Origin of the sequence: Allobosea sp. NPDC003192 (assembly GCF_050275675.1) — a bacterium.
Lineage (GTDB): Bacteria > Pseudomonadota > Alphaproteobacteria > Rhizobiales > Beijerinckiaceae > Allobosea.
Genome location: NZ_JBNNPK010000001.1, coordinates 103,933 through 120,703, shown reverse-complemented (window position 1 = coordinate 120,703; position 16,771 = coordinate 103,933). Strand labels below are relative to the sequence as shown.

The following is a 16,771-nucleotide window of genomic DNA, read 5'->3' as shown; positions in this document are numbered from 1 at the left end:
GTGTCCTACTCGTCTTTCACCCCAGTTGAGGCGGCTTCGCCTCGTGCAGGGGCAATCGAATGCGGAATGTCGTGCGTCGCGGCGCGGACTCGCATTCGACGATTCCGCCGTGATCGCCGATCACCTTGGCGACGAGTGCAAGTCCAAGGCCACTTCCCTGTGCCTTGGTGGTGACGAAGGGATCGAACAGGTGCTGATGCAGGTCGGGCGGTACGCCGGGCCCGTTGTCGCGGATACCGATCTCGAGCGGCAGGGCAAGGCGCGCGCCGGAGCCGGGCGCCTGCATGCGGATGCCGGGGCGATAGGCCGTGGTGAGCGTGATCTCGCCGTCGATGGCGTCCTGGCCGATCGCCTCTGCCGCATTTTTCACCAGATTCAGCAGGACTTGAACCAGTTGGTCGCGATTGCCTGCCACCGGCGGCAGCGAGGGATCATAGATCTCGCTGAAACGGATGTGGCGGGCGAAGCCCGACTGGGCCAGTCGCTTCACATGGTCGAGCACGTCATGGACATTGACCGGCCCGCGCTCGGCCGGCCGGTCATCGCCAAACAGTTCGACGCGCTCGACCAGCTTCACGATCCGGTCGGCCTCGTCGCAGATCAATTGCGTCAGCAGGCGGTCATCGTCCTCGACCGAGGCTTCGAGCAGTTGCGCCGCGCCACGGATGCCCGAGAGCGGATTCTTGATCTCGTGAGCCAGCATCGCGCCGAGCGCAGTAATCGAGCGGGCTGCCCCTCTATGCGTCAATTGCCTGTCCATTTTTTCGGCAATTGTCCGTTCCTGCAGCAAAAGCACCACGGCGTCGGGCTGGCTGGGCAAGAGCGAGGCAAAGACGTCGACCACCCGGTCGAGGCCGAGCCGGGGCGAGGCGAGCTCGAGCCGGTATTCGCTGACGCTGGCGCCGCGTCGCTGCACCTCCTCGACCAGCGTCAGGACCGGCGAGCCGAAGGCGACGAGATCGTCGAGGCGCTGGCGCTTCAGGACGAGCGCGCTGGCCTGGAAGAAGTCCTCCGCGGCGGTATTGGCGTAGAGGATGCCGTGCCCCTCCCCGATCACCAGCACCGGCATCGGCAGGACATTCAGCGCCTGGATTTCGAGAAGATCGTACAAGGCTCCGTGCCGCTCCTCCGCATCCTCGTTGAACATCGCCATCGTCATATGCGGGACTTTCGTGGTCAGGCGGCCGCGCCGAGACGGTCGGTCGAGAACAGTTGCCCGAGCGCCGTGATGGCGCGGGCAGGCTCGGTGGTGGTGAGGAGCTCGCGGCGAGCGGTCTCGTCCGGTTCCAGCCCGCTGGCGAGCGCTTCGTCGGCATAGGCGGCCAGATGCTTGCGAGCGTGGCGGACGCCGGTCTCACGCCCCATCAGGGACAGGAGGCTCTCGTAATGCTCGCGGGCGATGTCGTGCTTGGTACTGAGCGAGATCGTCCCCGGCTCGCGGCCAGCGAGCGCGGCGCCGATCGCACCGGGCAGCCAGGGGCGGCCCGTCGCCGCCCGCCCGACCATGACGTAGTCGGCGCCCGATTGCTCCAGGCAGGCCTGCGCCTGCTCCAGCGTCGCGATGTCGCCATTGGCGACCAGCGGGAATAGCCCTGCGGCGCGCACCGGGCGGATCGCCGCCCAATCGGCCTGGCCCTTGTAGAATTGCTGGCGCGTGCGGCCGTGGACGGTGATCGCAGCCGCGCCAGCCATCACGGCGCGGCGGGCGAGCTCCGGCGCGTTGCGGCTGGCATCGTCCCAGCCGAGCCGCATCTTGACCGTGACCGGCACCTTCACCGCCGCGACGACCGCTTCGACCAGGCCGATAGCGTGGTCGAGATCGCGCATCAGCGCCGAACCAGCCCAGCCGCCGACGACCTTTTTCGCCGGACAACCCATATTGATATCGACGACGTCGGCGCCCGACGCCTCTGCCACCTGCGCAGCTTCCGCCAGCCAGCGCGCCTCGCAGCCGGCGAGCTGGACGACATGCGGCGTGACGCCGGCGCCCTCGGCCCGCAGCCGTGCTTCCTCGCTGCCGCGGACGAGTTCGTCCGAGGCGACCATCTCGGAGACGACGAGCCCGGCGCCGAAGCGCGCGGCGATCCGGCGCATGGCGAGATCGGTCACCCCCGACATCGGCGCGAGGAAAGCGCGCGATACCGGGAGCAGTCCACCGATCGCGGCCTGATGCTCGCCTGAATTTGAGGCAATTTCCATTGTGCTGATTTATTGGACAAATGCTGCGCCGCGCAAGAGAATTTCACGCCATATTGCATTGCAATATCGACATATGGCGCAGGGTTCGTGGTGGCGCCTCCTGCTTCGGAACGTCGACGGCTTGGCGGCGGGCCGTTGCCGTCCTATCAGCGAGGCCCTGAGTAGCGGAGCCCAGAGGATCGATGACACCGGCCGTCGCAGCCCTGATCGTTGCCGCCGGGCGCGGCCTGCGTGCCGGCGCGGAAGCTCCGAAGCAGTACCGGCAGCTCGATGGCGTGCCTGTGCTGTGCCGTACGCTCGCGCCCTTCCTTGCCGACGATCGCATCGGCACGGTGCTGGTGGTGATCGGCGCCGGCGACGGCGTTCGCTACGACGATGCGATCGCTCATCTGCCGGAAACGACGCGCAGCCGGTTGACCACACCGATCGACGGCGGCGAGACTAGGCAGGTTTCGGTTCGCATGGGGCTGGAGGCACTCGCGGCGACCGGATTCGCCGGCAGCGTGCTCGTGCACGACGCTGCCCGCCCCTTCGTCTCGCCGGCCCTGATCGAGCGGGCGCTTTCGGCGAGCGGTAAGCATGTCGCCGCGATCCCGGCGCTCGTCGTGACCGATACCGTCAAGCGCGTCGATGCCGCCGGCGTGATCGAGGAAACCCTGCCGCGCGAACAGCTCGCCTTCGTGCAGACGCCCCAGGCCTTCGCCTTCCAGCCGCTCCTTGCCGCGCACAGGAAGGCCCATGCCGCCGCAGCCGGCGGCTTCACCGACGATTCCGCCATCATGGAATGGGCCGGCCACCGCGTCGCGACCTTCGCCGGAGACCCGATGAACCTGAAGCTGACCTATCCCGGCGATTTCGAATTGGCCGAGCAGCGCCTCGCCCGCCCGCTCGTGACTCGCACCGGCACGGGCTACGACGTCCACGCTTTCGCCGAAGGCGATCATGTCTGGCTCGGCGGTATCCGGATCCCGCACAGCCGCGGTGTCACCGCTCACTCCGATGGAGACGTCGCCCTGCACGCGCTCACCGACGCCGTGCTGGGCGCCTTGGCCGATGGTGACATCGGCAGCCATTTTCCCCCGAGCGACCCGCAATGGCGCGGCGCTTCCTCCGACCGCTTCCTCGCCTTCGCGGCGGAACGTGTCCGGCAGCGCGGCGGCAGGATCGATCATCTCGACCTGACCATCGTCTGCGAGGGGCCAAAGGTCGGCCCGCATCGCGAGGCGATCCGGGCTCGCATCGCCGAGATCGCCGGCCTGCGTCTCGACCATGTCGGGGTCAAGGCGACGACCTCGGAGCGCCTCGGCTTCACCGGGCGCGGCGAGGGCCTGGCTGCGCTCGCCACCGCCACCATCCGCCTGCCCGAACCGGAGTGAGGCCATGTTCGATCTCGACATCCGTTCGCTTGCCGCCGAACTGCTGAACATCTCCCGCGAGCGCGGCATCACCGTCGCGACGGTCGAATCCTGCACGGGCGGGCTCGTTGCAGGCGCTCTGACGGCGATCTCCGGTTCGTCCAGCATGGTGCTCGGCGGCCTCGTCACCTATTCCAACGAGGCGAAGACGGCTCTCGCCGGCGTTCCGGCCGAGCTGATCCGCCAACACGGCGCGGTCAGCGAGCCGGTCGCGCGCGCCATGGCGGTGGGCGGCCGCGAGCGCCTGTCGTCGCGGCTCGCCGTCTCGATCACCGGTATCGCCGGCCCCGATGGCGGCAGCGAAGCCAAGCCGGTGGGGCTGGTGCATTTCGCCTGCGCCAGTGGCGCTCGGACACTGCATCGCGAGAAGCGCTTCGGCGGTCAGGGACGCGACGAAATCCGGCGCCTCAGCGTGCTGGAGGCGCTCGACCTGCTACGCGAGGCCTCACTGACGATCGAATAGGCGGCGCCGCGCCTATTTCGCCGAAAGCTGCCGCCAGATCGCGCTGACGACATCGGCATAGTCGTCGCTCCACGGGCGGGTCGTTCCCTGTCCGACCTGCTCGCGCCAGCTGCCGGTCACGATCGGGCCGGGATCGACGCCGGGCCGCAGGACGAGCGCGACGTCCGGAGCCGTTTTCATGGCCTGCCGGTTGGCTTCGGAACGAACCGGAACGTTCAGCCAGGTCGTCAGCCCCTGCCCGGCCGCCGTCGCCCTGACCACGGATGCAAGCTCCATGTTCCGGTTCGAGATGTGCAGCAGCACAGCGCCATTCGGCTTGAGCTTGCGCATATAGAGCGCCAGGGCCTCGTCGGTGAGCAGATGCACGGGGATGGCGTCGGAGGAAAATGCGTCGACGACAATCATGTCGAGCGACCCGTCCTGGGCATCTCCGAGCGTCAGACGGGCATCGCCGATCACGAAGGTCGTCGCTGGCGCACATTCGCTGAAGAAGGTGAAGCGGGCCGGATCGGTCGCGATCCGGATCACGGCCGGATCGATCTCGTAGAAGCGCCAATCCTCGCCGGTACGCGCCTGGCAGGCAAGCGAGCCCGTGCCGACGCCGATCGCTGCCACCGCCGCGATCCGGCCTCCTCGCGCCTGCCGGATCGAGTCGACCCCGTCGGCGATGCCGCCGCCAGTGAAATAGTAGGTCAGCGGTTCCGGACGCCCCGATACCGGCGTGCCATCGTCCTGGCGCAGGCGCTGCGCACCATGGATCGTGCTGCCATGGCTGAGCATCCGGAAACGGGCATCCTTGGTTTCGGTGATGCGGTGGATGCCGAAGAACGAGCGCACCATGTCCGTTCGCGCCCACTCGCGGGTGATCAGGATGCAGCTTACGAGAACGGCGCAGCCGGCAAGTGCAATGCCCTGCCAGCGCCGCATCCGGATCGACGTGAAGCCGGGACGGCAGAGCATGCCCGCCACGACGAGCAGCGGATATTCGGCGACGGAGTTGAACAGCAACGGCGCCAGCAGGGCCGCGAACACGCCGCCGAGCACACCGCCGAGCGACATCCAGAGATAGAAGCCCGTCAGCTCGGCTGCCGATGGCCGCAGCCGCGCGAGCTCGCCATGCGCGACCATCGCCGTGATGAAGAGAATGGCGAGATGAAGGACGAGCTCCCAGCCCCAGCCCAGGCGCAGCTCGAGCACCATCATGGCCATATAGCAGACGATCAGCAGCAGTTGCGTATTCAGCATCCAGCTATGGCGAAGCAGGGGCTTGCGCTGGAAGACGATGACGAAGCTCAGCAGGAAGAGCGCGAGCGGAGCGACCCAGAGCAGCGGGCCGGCGGCAACGTCGGTCGAGATATGGGCCGTCACCGCGACCAGCAGGCCGGATGGTACGAAGGCGAGGAACAGCCAATGCAGCTTGCGGCCGGTCGGGACGGGTTGGGCCGCGGGCAAGGCGTTCTCGCTTGCCTCCGCCGACTGTCCGACGCAGAGCCCTGCGCAGGCCGTGATGCCGGCAAGCAGCAGGCCGAAGCCCCATGCCCAGGCCGAGGCCTGCGTCGCCAGCCGCAGGGTCGGCTCGACCGCGAACGGATAAGCGAGCAGAGCGAGGAAGCTGCCGATATTGGAGGCGGCGTAGAGGAAGTAGGGATCGCGGGCATGGGCATGCCCGGTCCGCGCGAACCAGGCCTGGAGCAGCGGGCCATTGGCGGCGACCGCGAAGAACGGCAAGCCGACCGACGCGGTGAAGAGCAGCAGGAGCCAAGCGAATTCGCCCTGTTGCGGCGGGCGCTCGAAGCCCGCGACGATGCCGATCGGCAGCGAGGTCGCAACGACGACGACCATCAGGGTGATGTGGATCAAGGCAGCGTGCCGCACGCTGAAGCGCCTGACCAACCAATGCGCATAGGCGTAACCGGCCAGCAGCACGGCCTGGAAGAAGACCATCGCCGTCGACCAGACGCCGGGCGAGCCGCCGAGCTTCGGCAGCACCATCTTGGCGAACATCGGCTGGATGCCGAAGAGGAGAAAGGCGGAGAGGAAAATGGTTCCGGCGAAGACCGGGAGGACTGCGGTCAAGCTCGGCGCGGCGATTTGGCCGCGCTCCTGCGTCAATTCAGCGTCCATGTCATCCCCCGGGCGATCGGGGGAGCCTGCCTGAAAGAGATTAAGTTCAGGTGAGCGCGGCGGGGCTGCTTTTCCCGTAGATCAGGTCCGCGCGCTTCTCGAAAGCTTCGGCGAACTTGCGGAAGGCCTTGTCGAACATCGCGCCCATCAAGAGGCCCAGCATCCGGCTGGCGAATTCGTAGGAAATGAAGAAGCCGACCTCGCTGCCCGTGTCGAGAGGCTTGAAGCTCCAGCGGTTCTCCAGATAGCGGAACGGCCCGTCGACATATTCGACCAGGATCTTGAGATTGCTGGGATCGAGCGTGACGCGGCTGGTGAAAGTCTCCCGGATCGCCTTGTAGCCCACCGTCATGTCGGCGAGCAGCACCTCCCCGCCCCCCTCGCGCGGCGTGCGCCGGCGGACGGTCAGCCCTTCGCAAAGCGGCAGGAACTGCGGGTACTTCTCGACATCCGCCACGAGCGCGAACATCTCTCCGGGTGAATGCTTCACCCGGCGGGTGCTGTTGAACATCGGCATGGATATGGCCGATCAGTTACCGAGCTTGGCCGCGCGCGCCGCACGCAGCTTGGCGAAATCCTCGCCGGCATGGTGCGAGGAGCGCGTCAGCGGCGTCGAGGAGACCATCAGGAAGCCCTTCACATAGGCGATGGTCTCGAAGCTCTTGAACTCGTCCGGCGTGACGAAGCGGATGACCTCGTGATGCTTGCGCGACGGCGCCAGATACTGGCCGATGGTGATGAAGTCGACCTCGGCCGAGCGCAGATCGTCCATCAGCTGCAGGACTTCGTTCCGCTCCTCGCCGAGGCCGACCATGATGCCGGACTTGGTGAAGATGGTCGGGTCGAGCTCCTTCACCTGCTGCAGCAGCCGCAGCGAATGGAAATAGCGGGCGCCTGGGCGCACCTTCAGGTACTTGCCGGGAACCGTTTCGAGATTGTGGTTGAAGACGTCGGGCTTGGCGGCGACGACGACTTCGAGCGCTCCGGGCTTGCGCAGGAAATCTGGTGTCAGGATCTCGATCGTCGTACCGGGCGAGGCCTCGCGGATAGCGCGGATGACGCGGGCGAAATGCTCGGCGCCGCCATCCTTGAGATCGTCGCGGTCGACCGAGGTGATCACGACATGCTCGAGGCCCAGCTTGGCGACGGCGTCGGCGACCTTGCGCGGCTCGTCATGGTCGAGCGCCTCGGGCACACCGGTCTTGACGTTGCAGAAGGCACAGGCGCGCGTGCAGGTGTCGCCCATGATCATGAAGGTGGCGTGCTTCTTTTCCCAGCACTCGCCGATATTGGGGCAACCTGCCTCTTCGCAGACCGTGACGAGCTTCTCGGCCTTGACGATCTTCTGGGTCTCGGCCCATTTCGGCGAGCCCGGCGCCTTGACCCGGATCCAGTCGGGCTTGCGCAGGATCGGGTTCTCCGGCCGTTTCTGCTTCTCCGGATGGCGCAGCTCCGGCTTAACCTCGGATTTCGGGTTGCCGGAGTTGGGGCGCGGATCGCGGTTGAGGAGGTCGAGCACGACGGCCATGGACGGGTCCGTTACTGGCGCCGCACAGCAGGGCACGGCCACTTCCGTCTAGCTAATGCCGAAGTGGCGTCCCGGCAACCCGCTGTACCGTACCCGGGTCAGTTGCGCACCGCGCGCCAGACGACGATCAGCAGACAGGCGCCGGCTATCGCCGCGACGAGTGTGCGCCAGAATCCGAAGATCGGGATCTCCAGCAGTTCCGCGATGCGGCTGCCGACGAAGGAGCCGGCGACGCCGACGATCATGTTGGTGAAGAGCCCGTGATCGGACGAGGTGACCCGTTCGGCGATCCAGCCGGCGATGATGCCGATCAGCAACGTCATGAAGAAGCCGTAGCCCGGCGTGCCGAGCGCGGCGTAGATCTGGTCGTTCATAGTAGTCCCCCTGCCCTCAAAGACCGGCTATCCGGCCGCCGACGACAACGCGCTGAATGTCCGCTGGTTCCGTCACGCGATGAAGCGCGCGAGCAGCACCACCAGGATCGCGCCGATCACCGCCATCGCCATCGAGTCGAGGAAGCGATAGCCGGTACTCGCGCGCCAGCCGGTGACTCGGACGATACCCTGCCCGACCAGCATGCCGAGCAGCCCGACCACAGCGTGACGCAGGAAGCCGCCGCCTCCGACCACCAGGCTGGCGATGAAGCCCGCGGCCGTGCCGAAGGCGACCGGCGGCAACAGTCGGGCCCAATCAAGCGTCAGCTTCCTGCTCGGCGGCAGGATCTCGACCTTGTCGTCGGGCACGACCTTGTCAGGCTTGGCAGTTTTGCGGGTGCGGCTCATCGGCCGGATATGGCCTGCACCATCAGCGAATGCCAGTGCCGTGCGATCAGGCGATCAGCCGGGCCAGGAAGACCACGACGATCGCGCCGATCGTCGCCGTGACGATCTGCGAGATCAGCGGATTGCCGATGCCGAGGCTGATGCCAAGGAACTGCAGCAGGAAGCTGCCGACGAAGGCGCCGATCAGGCCGGTGATGATGTAGCGGATCAGCCCGCCGCCACCCATGACGATGCTGGCGAGCCAGCCGGCGACGGCACCGATGGCTATGGCGACGAGAATGGCACGAAGGTCCATGAACGATCTCCTTGCTATGCCGCCAGGTCATCGCAACCTTGAGCTGAAGCGTGGATGAACGGGCAGGCCTCGTTCAGGCGTTCAGCACCTTGCCATAGGCGTCGAGCACGGCCTCCTTCATCGTCTCTGACAGGGTCGGATGCGGGAAGATGGTGTGCATCAGCTCTTCCTCGGTGGTCTCGAGGTTCATCGCGACCACGAAGCCCTGGATCAGCTCGGTGACTTCCGCGCCGACCATATGGGCGCCGAGCAGCTTGCCAGTCTTGGCGTCGAAGATCGTCTTGACCATGCCCGAGTCTTCGCCGAGCGCCACGGCCTTGCCGTTGGCGACGAAGTTGAAGCGGCCGACCTTGAGCTGGTGGCCGGCTTCCTTGGCCTTGGCCTCGGTCAGGCCGACGCTGGCTATCTGCGGGTGGCAATAGGTGCAGCCCGGGATCATCGCCTTGTCCATCGGGTGCGGATGCAGGCCCTTGATCGCCTCGACGCAGATCACCGCCTCGTGCTCGGCCTTGTGCGCCAGCATCGGCGGGCCGGCAACGTCGCCGATCGCATAGATGCCCTTCACATTGGTACGGCAGAGCCCATCGATCGCGATAACGCCACGGTCGAGCTTCACGCCGAGCGCCTCAAGGCCGAGATTCTCGACATTGGCGACGACGCCGACCGCCGAGATCATCCGCTCGGCGGTGATCGTCTGCTTGTTGCCCTTGTCGTCCTCGACATGGGCGGTGACGGAGTTGGCTCCCTTCTCGACCTTGGTGACCTTGGTCGAGGTCAGGATCTTCATGCCCTGCTTCTCGAAAGCCTTGCGGGCGAAGGCACCGATCTCGGCATCTTCGACCGGCACGACCTGCGGCATCACCTCGACCACCGTCACCTCGGCGCCGAGCGTGCGGTAGAACGAGGCGAACTCGATGCCGATCGCGCCCGAGCCCATCACAACCAGCGATTTCGGCATGGTCGGCGGCACCAGCGCCTCGAAATAGGTCCAGATCAGCTTGCCGTCCGGCTCCAGCCCCGGCAGGACGCGCGGACGGGCGCCAGTCGCGACGATGATGTGGTCGGCGGTGTACGTGCCCTCGCCCTTGGCGCCCTTCGGGATCGGCCCCTGCGGCTGCATCGCCGGCTTCTTGGTCGGCGCGACCACGATCGTGTTGGCCTTGGTGAGCTTGGCCTCGCCCCAGATCACGTCGACCTTGTTCTTCTTCATCAGGAACTGGACGCCGTTGTTCATCCTGACCGCGATGCCGCGCGAGCGCTTCACCACCGCTTCCAGATCGGCCTTGAACGAGCCTTCCAGCATCAGGCCGTAATCCTTGGCGTGCTGGCCGTAGTGCAGGATCTCGGCCGAGCGCAGCAGCGCCTTAGTCGGGATGCAGCCCCAGTTCGAGCAGATGCCGGCGAGGTGCTCGCGCTCGACGATCGCCGTCTTGAAGCCGAGCTGCGCCGCGCGGATCGCCGCGATGTAGCCGCCGGGGCCGGAGCCGATGATGATGATGTCGTAGTCAGCCATGGGAAATGCCTCGGCTCGTTCCACCCACCGCGGGCGGTGTTGCTGTTGCGGGGCAAGGCCCCGGTCGAATCTCGTCTACGGGCCGGCGATCCGCAGCGCCGGCCCACGTGCCGGCAGTGGCAGGCCGAGCAGGCCATCGACCACCGGTGCCAGAGCCAGTCCGATAGCACGGGTGTTCTCGGCGTCGAGATGGATGCCGTCCTCGCCGGTCACGCTCGCGACCGCCGCCGCGTCGAAAAAGCTGACGCCGATCTCGTCGGCGATGCGGCGATAATAGGTCGCCAGTAGCGCCGTCTTCTCGGGTGCGCCTTCCATGAAGAAATTGGCCTCGTGCTCAGGATCGTCAGGCATGCGCACTACTGGCGGCGAAACGATCAGCACCTCCGGCACCGGCATGCCGGGCTCGACCGGCGGGCGCTGCGCCACCTGTGCCAGCATCCTCATCGAGCGGGCGACGTCATAGGGCGCCAGCGAGTGCTGGCGCTGGCAGTCGTTGGTGCCAAGCATCAGGATGACGAGATCGAGCGGCGCATGGCACTCGATGAACAGTGGCAGCAGCGAGATGCCGGAGCGATAGGGCCGCAGCGGATCGTCGAGCGCGATCCGCCGCCCGTTGAGCCCCTCCTCGATCACCGTGGCGTAGCCGCCGAGCGCCTTTTCCAGCACGCGCGGCCAGCGTACGTCGTCGCCATGCCGTTCCGGCCGGTTGGCGATGCGGCCCCAGGTCAGGGAATCGCCGAAGGCGAGGATGCGGGCCTGGCGGGTCATCGCCGCCTCACACCAGCATCGCCATCGGCTTCTCGATATAGCCCTTGAAGGCCTGGAGCAGCTCGGCGCCGAGCGCGCCGTCGACGGCGCGGTGATCGGTCGAGAGCGTCACGGACATCACCGTCGCGACGGCCGGCTGGCCACCCTTGACGATGACTCGCTGCTCGCCGGCGCCGACCGCCAGGATCGTCGCATGCGGCGGGTTCACCACCGCGGCGAAGTCCTTGACGCCGAACATGCCGAGATTGCTGACTGCGGTCGTGCCGCCCTGATACTCTTCAGGCTTCAGCTTGCGCGCCTTCGCCCGCGCCGCCATGTCCTTCATCTCGTTGGAGATTTGACTCAGCGTCTTGTGGCAGGCGTCGCGGATGATCGGCGTGATCAGCCCGCCCGGGATCGAGACGGCGACGCCGACATCGGCATGCTTGTGCTTGAGCATGGCGGCATCGGTCCAGGAGACGTTGGCGTCCGGCACCGCCTTGAGCGCCAGAGCGAGCGCCTTGATCACCATGTCGTTGACCGAGAGCTTGTAGGCCGGCTTGCCGTCCTTCTCCGGCGCCGCGGCATTGAGCTCGGCGCGCAGCTTCAGCAGCGCGTCCAGCTCGCAATCCAGCGTGACGTAGAAATGCGGGATGGTCTGCTTGGCTTCGGTCAGGCGGCGCGCGATCGTCTTGCGCATGCCGTCATGCGGGATCTCCTCATAAGAGCCCGGCGCGAACAGCTTCTTGGTCTGCTCGTCGGACGGTCCGGTCGCGAGCGGCGCGGCGGCGGGCTTGGGCGCGGCAGGAGCGGCAGCAACAGGAGCCGGAGCGGCCTTGGCAGCCCCGCCCTGCTTGGCGGCCTCGATGTCCTTCTCGACGATGCGGCCATGCGGACCGGAGCCCTGGACCTTGCCGAGATCGATGCCGGCCTCCTTGGCGAGGCGGCGTGCCAGAGGCGAAGCGAACGGGCGATTGCCGGCTGTGGGCGCGGCGGCCTGCGCGGCCGGAGCCGGAGTAGCGGCGGGAACCGCTGCGGCCGCAGGGGCCGGCTCGGCCGCCTTCGGCGCGGGTTCGCTCTTGGCTGGCGCAGCGCTCGGGGCAGAGACGCTCTTGGCGTCCTCACCCTCGCCGGCGATCACGCCGATCACCTCGTTGACGGCGACGTCGGCGGTACCCTCAGGCACGACGATCTTGGCGAGAATGCCCTCGTCGACCGCCTCGACCTCCATGGTCGCCTTGTCGGTCTCGATCTCGGCGATGATGTCGCCGGACTTGATCGTGTCGCCTTCCTTCTTCAGCCACTTGGCGAGATTGCCCTTCTCCATCGTCGGAGAGAGCGCGGGCATCAGGATGTTGGTCGGCATCGGTCAGCCCTCTCTCAGCGGTAGCAGACGGCCTTGGCCGCCGCGACGACCTCGCCGATGTTCGGCAGCGCCAGCTTCTCGAGGTTGGCGGCGTAGGGCATCGGCACATCCTTGCCGGTGACGCGCGCCACGGGCGCATCGAGATAGTCGAAGGCCGCTTCCATGATCTTCATGCCGATCTCGGCGGTGACGCCGGACTGCGGGAAGCCTTCCTCGACCGCGACGCAGCGATTGGTCTTCTGCACCGAGGCGATGACGGTCTCGATATCCATCGGCCGGATGGTGCGCAGGTCGATGACCTCGGCGTCGATGCCCTCCTTGGCCAGCGCCTCGGCGGCGCCGAGCGCATAGGTCATGCCGATGCCGAAGGAGACGATGGTGACGTCGCTGCCGGGGCGCACGACCTTGGCCTTGCCGATCGGGATCGTGAAATCATCGCCCTTCGGCACGTCGAATGAACGGCCGTAAAGGATCTCGTTCTCGAGGAAGATCACCGGGTTGGGATCGCGGATCGCGCTCTTGAGCAGGCCCTTCGCGTCCGAGGCGGTGTAGGGCATCACGACCTTGAGGCCCGGCACGTTCGAGTACCAGGCGGCGTAGTCGTGGCTGTGCTGGGCGCCGACGCGGGCGGCGGCGCCGTTGGGGCCGCGGAAGACGATCGGGCAGCCCATCTGGCCGCCGGACATATAGAGCGTCTTGGCGGCCGAATTGATGATGTGGTCGATCGCCTGCATGGCGAAGTTGAAGGTCATGAACTCGACGATCGGCTTGAGGCCGGTCAGCGCGGCGCCGACGCCGATGCCGGCGAAGCCGTGCTCGGTGATCGGCGTGTCGATGACGCGTCGGGCGCCGAACTCCTGCAGCAGCCCCTGCGTGACCTTGTAGGCGCCCTGGTACTCGGCAACCTCCTCGCCCATGACGAAGACGTCGGCATCACGCCGCATCTCCTCGGCCATGGCGTCGCGCAGCGCCTCGCGCACCGTCATCGAGACAATCTCGGCGCCGGCCGGGAATTCGGAGGAGGCGTCGTAGGACTTCGCCTGGGCCGGGACACTCGGCGCCGCGGCAGGAGCGGGGCTGGCGGGCGCTTCGGCCGGTGCGGGAGCCTCCGCCGCCTGCTGCGCAGGAGCTGCCTTGGCAGCGCCGCTGGCCGCGGCGGACACGTCCTCGCCATCGGCGGCGATCACCGCGATCGGCGTATTGACCGCGACGTTGTCGGTGCCGTCGGCGATCAGAATCTTGGCGAGCACGCCTTCATCGACCGCCTCGACCTCCATGGTCGCCTTGTCGGTCTCGATCTCGGCGATGATGTCGCCGGCCTTGATCTTGTCGCCCTCGGCTTTCAGCCATTTGGCGAGCTTGCCCTGTTCCATGGTGGGCGACAGGGCGGGCATCAGAATGTCGATCGGCATGAACGCACCCGGAGTTCTGGAGCGGCCGCTAGGGCCTCGATGTCTGGGAAGGAGGTCAGGCGCGGCGCGTTACGCCTGCGCCGGCTCCAGCAGGATGTCGGTATAGAGCTCGGAAGCGTCGGGCTCGGGATCATGCGTCGCGAACTCGGCCGCATCGTTGACGATCTCGCGGACCTTGGCGTCGATCGCCTTGAGCTCGTCCTCGCCGACCTTGTGCTCGCGGGTGAGACGGGCGCGGACCTGCTCGATCGGATCATGCTCCTCGCGCATGCGCTGGACCTCGTCCTTCGAGCGGTACTTCGCCGGGTCGGACATCGAATGGCCGCGATAGCGATAGGTCTGCATTTCGAGGATGTAGGGACCCTTGCCGGAGCGAGCGTGCTCGATGGCGCGGTTGGCGGCCTCGCGCACGGCGCGGACGTCCATGCCGTCGACCTGCTCGCCCGGGATGCCGAAGGAGACGCCGCGCTTGGAGAAATCGGTCTGGGCCGAGGCGCGGTTGACCGAGGTGCCCATGGCGTAGCGGTTGTTCTCGATCACGAACACGACCGGCAGTTTCCAGAGCTCGGCCATGTTGAAGCTCTCATAGACCTGGCCCTGATTGGCGGCACCGTCGCCGAAATAGGCCATCGATACTCGCCCGTCCTGGCGATACCAGTTGGCGAAGCCGAGGCCGGCACCGAGCGAGACCTGAGCGCCGACGATGCCGTGGCCGCCGTAGAAATTCTTCTCGCGGCTGAACATGTGCATCGAGCCGCCCTTGCCGTGCGAATAACCGCCACGCCGGCCGGTGAGCTCGGCCATCACGCCGCGCGATTCCATTCCGCAGGCGAGCATGTGACCGTGGTCACGATAGCCGGTGATGACCTGATCGCCTTCCTTCGAGGCCATCTGCATGCCGATGACCACGGCTTCCTGGCCGATATAGAGATGGCAGAAGCCGCCGATCAGCCCCATGCCGTACATCTGGCCCGCCTTCTCCTCGAAGCGGCGGATCAGCAGCATCTCGCGATAGGCGTGAAGCTCCTCTTCCTTGTTGAAGGTCGGGACGTTCGGGATCGCCTTGGCCGCACCTTTCGGAGCGCTCTTCGCCGGCGCCTTTCCGGCCGCCTTCGCCGGCGCTCCTGCTTTCGTCTTCCGTGCGGCAATGGCCATGTACGGTCCTCCCCAAAGCTCTACTGCTTTGGTTGTAGAGGAAGCCAAAAGCCTTGGCGAGACGGGTATCTCGCACTGCAACATAGTCTAATATACTGTTATATTTGATATAATGCCATTTAACCGATTATCAGTTAATCGATCTTTTTGCGACCATTGAGGCTGGGAAAGCCGGCTAGAGGCCAGATCGATCGGGCCACCCCACGCCTTGCGGGAGGGCCGTTTCTCGCCGTGCTACGGAGGCATATCCCGTCCGGCAGGCTCGTGCCGCCAACGCGCCGGGACCGCCTCAGCGCCCCATGACGACGACGTCGTTGCGATGAACGCGGCCGAGCATCGCACGCGCCCTCTCTTCAAGCAGATCGCGATCGACGGCTTCGTCGCGCATCAGGTTCAGGCGCTTCTCCCAATCCTGCCGCTCGATGGTCAGACTGGCGAGTTCCGCCTCCATCTCGCCGTGCTTCTCGCGCAGGCCGCCCAGGGTTTCGAGCCCGCGTGCGCCATGCTGCGCATGGAACAGGAAATAGCCGACCACGGCACTCGACACGAGGTAGAGCGCGAGCGTGATGAGGACGGAGCGGAGACCGCGGCGGATGACCATGCTGCCACGGTAGAGTCGCTTGGTTGATGCGCCGTTAACGAAGCCCGCCGATGACGGTCAGCGCCGGATCGGCCGGGGCCGCCTCGCCCCGCCCCAGGGCGATCAGATCGGTTTCGATCCGGCGTGCGATCGGCAGCCGGTAATGCGCCGGATCCCAGTAGTTGGAATCCTCGCGGGTGAGTACCGAGGGATGCGCATAGTCGGCAACCACGGCTCTTTGTCGCGCCGCGATCGCCGCAATCTCCGCCTTGCAGGCCGCGAAGCGCTGCCAGGCCGCACTGCCTTCGCGGGGCATGGCGCCGGCGTGGACCGGCGGCAGCACGATCAGGCGCCGCGTCGTGGCGGGAAAGGCGGCCAGCCCCTGATCGAGCCAGGCGAGCGCCGGGAAACGCCAGCTCGCCTGTTCTGCGGCCGGTACCGCCACAGGCGGCGATTGCGGGCTGAGGTCGGGCGCATGGCCGCCCGAGCCGCGATGGAGATGGAAGCGGGCCCGCGCCAGGTCATAGGTCGCTTCGGGCGGGGTGAAGACCTCGTAGCCATCGCCGCGCAGCCGCTGGGGCTGCAGGCCGAGCCGATGGGCGGCGAGCCGCAGAGCGATCTCGAGCGTGGTGAAGTTGAGCTGCTTGGCCCAATCGTTCCAGGCAGTGTCGTCGTAGAGCCAGGGCGGGAACGGCCGCGGGGTCAACCGGCGTGCCTCGCTCGTCGCATCCGCCTCGCACCAGGTCTGGTCGATGCCCCAGATCACCAGCTTCGGCGCCGCGATCCGGTGCGCGAACAGGCCGGCGAGCTGGCTCTGCTCCCAGGGCGTCGCGGCATTCATGCCGAGATTGGCGAAGCGGGCAGAGAGGCCCTTCGATAGGATCTGCGGATCGAGCAGCCGCATCGTCGAAGTGCCGAACACCGCCGAATCGAAGGCGCCCGACTTGACGATCTGCGGGTACATGAAGCGCTGGTTGAGATCCATCAGCGGCCGAGCCGGCTGCCCGGCCTGCACGCGCGTGCCATAGGGATCGAGCGCGATGATGAACCCGAACAGGAGCACCGTCAGCATCGCTGCGGCGGTCGCGAACGCCCTGATCCAGCCGCGCCAGCTCTGCTGGACACCGCTCGAAGCCACGTCTGTCATGCGCTGGTTCGCCATCGACGCGGCTTCTGCCACGATGCGTCCGTC

17 protein-coding genes are annotated in these 16,771 nt (G+C 66.8%); 2 read left to right on the top strand and 15 right to left on the bottom strand.

Going from position 1 to position 16,771, the window contains the following annotated elements:
* Positions 1–16: 16 nt before the first annotated feature.
* Positions 17–1,069 carry a two-component system sensor histidine kinase NtrB gene (locus ACQKLX_RS00585; RefSeq protein ID WP_427359251.1) on the bottom strand — a complete coding sequence of 351 codons (1,053 nt, stop codon included), beginning with the start codon at positions 1,067–1,069 and terminating at the stop codon, positions 17–19.
* Positions 1,070–1,176: 107 nt separating this feature from the next.
* A complete protein-coding gene (gene dusB, locus ACQKLX_RS00580; RefSeq protein WP_427358532.1) occupies positions 1,177–2,199 on the bottom strand; it encodes a tRNA dihydrouridine synthase DusB in 1,023 nt (340 codons plus the stop codon).
* 182 nt (positions 2,200–2,381) lie between these two features.
* On the opposite strand from dusB, the gene ACQKLX_RS00575 reads away from it, so the two are divergent.
* Together ACQKLX_RS00575 and ACQKLX_RS00570 are read left to right on the top strand one after the other, a co-directional pair.
* Entirely contained in the window at positions 2,382–3,575 is a 1,194-nt protein-coding gene (locus ACQKLX_RS00575) for a bifunctional 2-C-methyl-D-erythritol 4-phosphate cytidylyltransferase/2-C-methyl-D-erythritol 2,4-cyclodiphosphate synthase (RefSeq protein ID WP_427358530.1), read from the top strand.
* Between the two features lie 4 nt (positions 3,576–3,579).
* Positions 3,580–4,077, top strand: a complete 498-nt coding sequence (locus ACQKLX_RS00570; RefSeq protein ID WP_427358528.1) for a CinA family protein — start codon at positions 3,580–3,582, stop codon at positions 4,075–4,077.
* A 12-nt stretch (positions 4,078–4,089) separates the two neighbouring features.
* On the opposite strand, the gene ACQKLX_RS00565 is transcribed toward ACQKLX_RS00570, so the two are convergent.
* The 13 genes from ACQKLX_RS00565 to ACQKLX_RS00505 form a co-directional block, all read right to left on the bottom strand.
* Positions 4,090–6,201 (bottom strand): fused MFS/spermidine synthase, encoded by a 2,112-nt coding sequence (locus tag ACQKLX_RS00565; protein ID WP_427358526.1) that lies wholly within the window; start codon positions 6,199–6,201, stop codon positions 4,090–4,092.
* A 46-nt stretch (positions 6,202–6,247) separates the two neighbouring features.
* On the bottom strand, positions 6,248–6,718 hold the full coding sequence (locus tag ACQKLX_RS00560) for a type II toxin-antitoxin system RatA family toxin (RefSeq protein ID WP_427358524.1): 471 nt from the start codon (positions 6,716–6,718) through the stop codon (positions 6,248–6,250).
* 12 nt (positions 6,719–6,730) lie between these two features.
* Positions 6,731–7,729 (bottom strand): lipoyl synthase, encoded by a 999-nt coding sequence (lipA, locus tag ACQKLX_RS00555; protein WP_427358522.1) that lies wholly within the window; start codon positions 7,727–7,729, stop codon positions 6,731–6,733.
* Positions 7,730–7,827: 98 nt separating this feature from the next.
* Positions 7,828–8,103: a GlsB/YeaQ/YmgE family stress response membrane protein gene (locus ACQKLX_RS00550; protein ID WP_427358520.1), complete on the bottom strand. Its 276-nt coding sequence runs from the start codon at positions 8,101–8,103 to the stop codon at positions 7,828–7,830.
* Between the two features lie 72 nt (positions 8,104–8,175).
* Entirely contained in the window at positions 8,176–8,511 is a 336-nt protein-coding gene (locus ACQKLX_RS00545; RefSeq protein ID WP_427358518.1) for a GlsB/YeaQ/YmgE family stress response membrane protein, read from the bottom strand.
* Positions 8,512–8,557: 46 nt separating this feature from the next.
* On the bottom strand, positions 8,558–8,806 hold the full coding sequence (locus ACQKLX_RS00540; RefSeq protein WP_427358516.1) for a GlsB/YeaQ/YmgE family stress response membrane protein: 249 nt from the start codon (positions 8,804–8,806) through the stop codon (positions 8,558–8,560).
* Between the two features lie 73 nt (positions 8,807–8,879).
* Positions 8,880–10,319, bottom strand: a complete 1,440-nt coding sequence (gene lpdA, locus ACQKLX_RS00535) for a dihydrolipoyl dehydrogenase (RefSeq protein ID WP_427358514.1) — start codon at positions 10,317–10,319, stop codon at positions 8,880–8,882.
* A gap of 75 nt (positions 10,320–10,394) precedes the next feature.
* Positions 10,395–11,087 carry an SGNH/GDSL hydrolase family protein gene (locus ACQKLX_RS00530; protein WP_427358512.1) on the bottom strand — a complete coding sequence of 231 codons (693 nt, stop codon included), beginning with the start codon at positions 11,085–11,087 and terminating at the stop codon, positions 10,395–10,397.
* 7 nt (positions 11,088–11,094) lie between these two features.
* Positions 11,095–12,432, bottom strand: coding sequence for a pyruvate dehydrogenase complex dihydrolipoamide acetyltransferase (locus ACQKLX_RS00525; protein WP_427358510.1), 1,338 nt, complete (start codon positions 12,430–12,432; stop codon positions 11,095–11,097).
* 14 nt (positions 12,433–12,446) lie between these two features.
* On the bottom strand, positions 12,447–13,844 hold the full coding sequence (locus ACQKLX_RS00520; RefSeq protein ID WP_427358508.1) for a pyruvate dehydrogenase complex E1 component subunit beta: 1,398 nt from the start codon (positions 13,842–13,844) through the stop codon (positions 12,447–12,449).
* A gap of 69 nt (positions 13,845–13,913) precedes the next feature.
* Positions 13,914–14,999: a pyruvate dehydrogenase (acetyl-transferring) E1 component subunit alpha gene (gene pdhA / locus ACQKLX_RS00515; protein ID WP_427358506.1), complete on the bottom strand. Its 1,086-nt coding sequence runs from the start codon at positions 14,997–14,999 to the stop codon at positions 13,914–13,916.
* Positions 15,000–15,288: 289 nt separating this feature from the next.
* Positions 15,289–15,600 (bottom strand): FtsB family cell division protein, encoded by a 312-nt coding sequence (locus ACQKLX_RS00510; RefSeq protein ID WP_427358504.1) that lies wholly within the window; start codon positions 15,598–15,600, stop codon positions 15,289–15,291.
* Between the two features lie 34 nt (positions 15,601–15,634).
* Positions 15,635–16,726: a hypothetical protein gene (locus ACQKLX_RS00505; RefSeq protein WP_427358502.1), complete on the bottom strand. Its 1,092-nt coding sequence runs from the start codon at positions 16,724–16,726 to the stop codon at positions 15,635–15,637.
* Positions 16,727–16,771 lie beyond the last annotated feature (45 nt).

Excerpts from the sequence above, each read along its gene's own strand:
- ACQKLX_RS00585 (WP_427359251.1), bottom strand. The coding sequence starts at position 1,069 with ATGCCGGTGCTGGTGATCGGGGAGGGGCACGGCATCCTCTACGCCAAT.
- dusB (WP_427358532.1), bottom strand. The coding sequence starts at position 2,199 with ATGGAAATTGCCTCAAATTCAGGCGAGCATCAGGCCGCGATCGGTGGA.
- ACQKLX_RS00575 (WP_427358530.1), top strand. The coding sequence starts at position 2,382 with ATGACACCGGCCGTCGCAGCCCTGATCGTTGCCGCCGGGCGCGGCCTG.
- ACQKLX_RS00570 (WP_427358528.1), top strand. The coding sequence starts at position 3,580 with ATGTTCGATCTCGACATCCGTTCGCTTGCCGCCGAACTGCTGAACATC.
- ACQKLX_RS00565 (WP_427358526.1), bottom strand. The coding sequence starts at position 6,201 with ATGGACGCTGAATTGACGCAGGAGCGCGGCCAAATCGCCGCGCCGAGC.
- ACQKLX_RS00560 (WP_427358524.1), bottom strand. The coding sequence starts at position 6,718 with ATGCCGATGTTCAACAGCACCCGCCGGGTGAAGCATTCACCCGGAGAG.
- lipA (WP_427358522.1), bottom strand. The coding sequence starts at position 7,729 with ATGGCCGTCGTGCTCGACCTCCTCAACCGCGATCCGCGCCCCAACTCC.
- ACQKLX_RS00550 (WP_427358520.1), bottom strand. The coding sequence starts at position 8,103 with ATGAACGACCAGATCTACGCCGCGCTCGGCACGCCGGGCTACGGCTTC.
- ACQKLX_RS00545 (WP_427358518.1), bottom strand. The coding sequence starts at position 8,511 with ATGAGCCGCACCCGCAAAACTGCCAAGCCTGACAAGGTCGTGCCCGAC.
- ACQKLX_RS00540 (WP_427358516.1), bottom strand. The coding sequence starts at position 8,806 with ATGGACCTTCGTGCCATTCTCGTCGCCATAGCCATCGGTGCCGTCGCC.
- lpdA (WP_427358514.1), bottom strand. The coding sequence starts at position 10,319 with ATGGCTGACTACGACATCATCATCATCGGCTCCGGCCCCGGCGGCTAC.
- ACQKLX_RS00530 (WP_427358512.1), bottom strand. The coding sequence starts at position 11,087 with ATGACCCGCCAGGCCCGCATCCTCGCCTTCGGCGATTCCCTGACCTGG.
- ACQKLX_RS00525 (WP_427358510.1), bottom strand. The coding sequence starts at position 12,432 with ATGCCGACCAACATCCTGATGCCCGCGCTCTCTCCGACGATGGAGAAG.
- ACQKLX_RS00520 (WP_427358508.1), bottom strand. The coding sequence starts at position 13,844 with ATGCCGATCGACATTCTGATGCCCGCCCTGTCGCCCACCATGGAACAG.
- pdhA (WP_427358506.1), bottom strand. The coding sequence starts at position 14,999 with ATGGCCATTGCCGCACGGAAGACGAAAGCAGGAGCGCCGGCGAAGGCG.
- ACQKLX_RS00510 (WP_427358504.1), bottom strand. The coding sequence starts at position 15,600 with ATGGTCATCCGCCGCGGTCTCCGCTCCGTCCTCATCACGCTCGCGCTC.
- ACQKLX_RS00505 (WP_427358502.1), bottom strand. The coding sequence starts at position 16,726 with ATGACAGACGTGGCTTCGAGCGGTGTCCAGCAGAGCTGGCGCGGCTGG.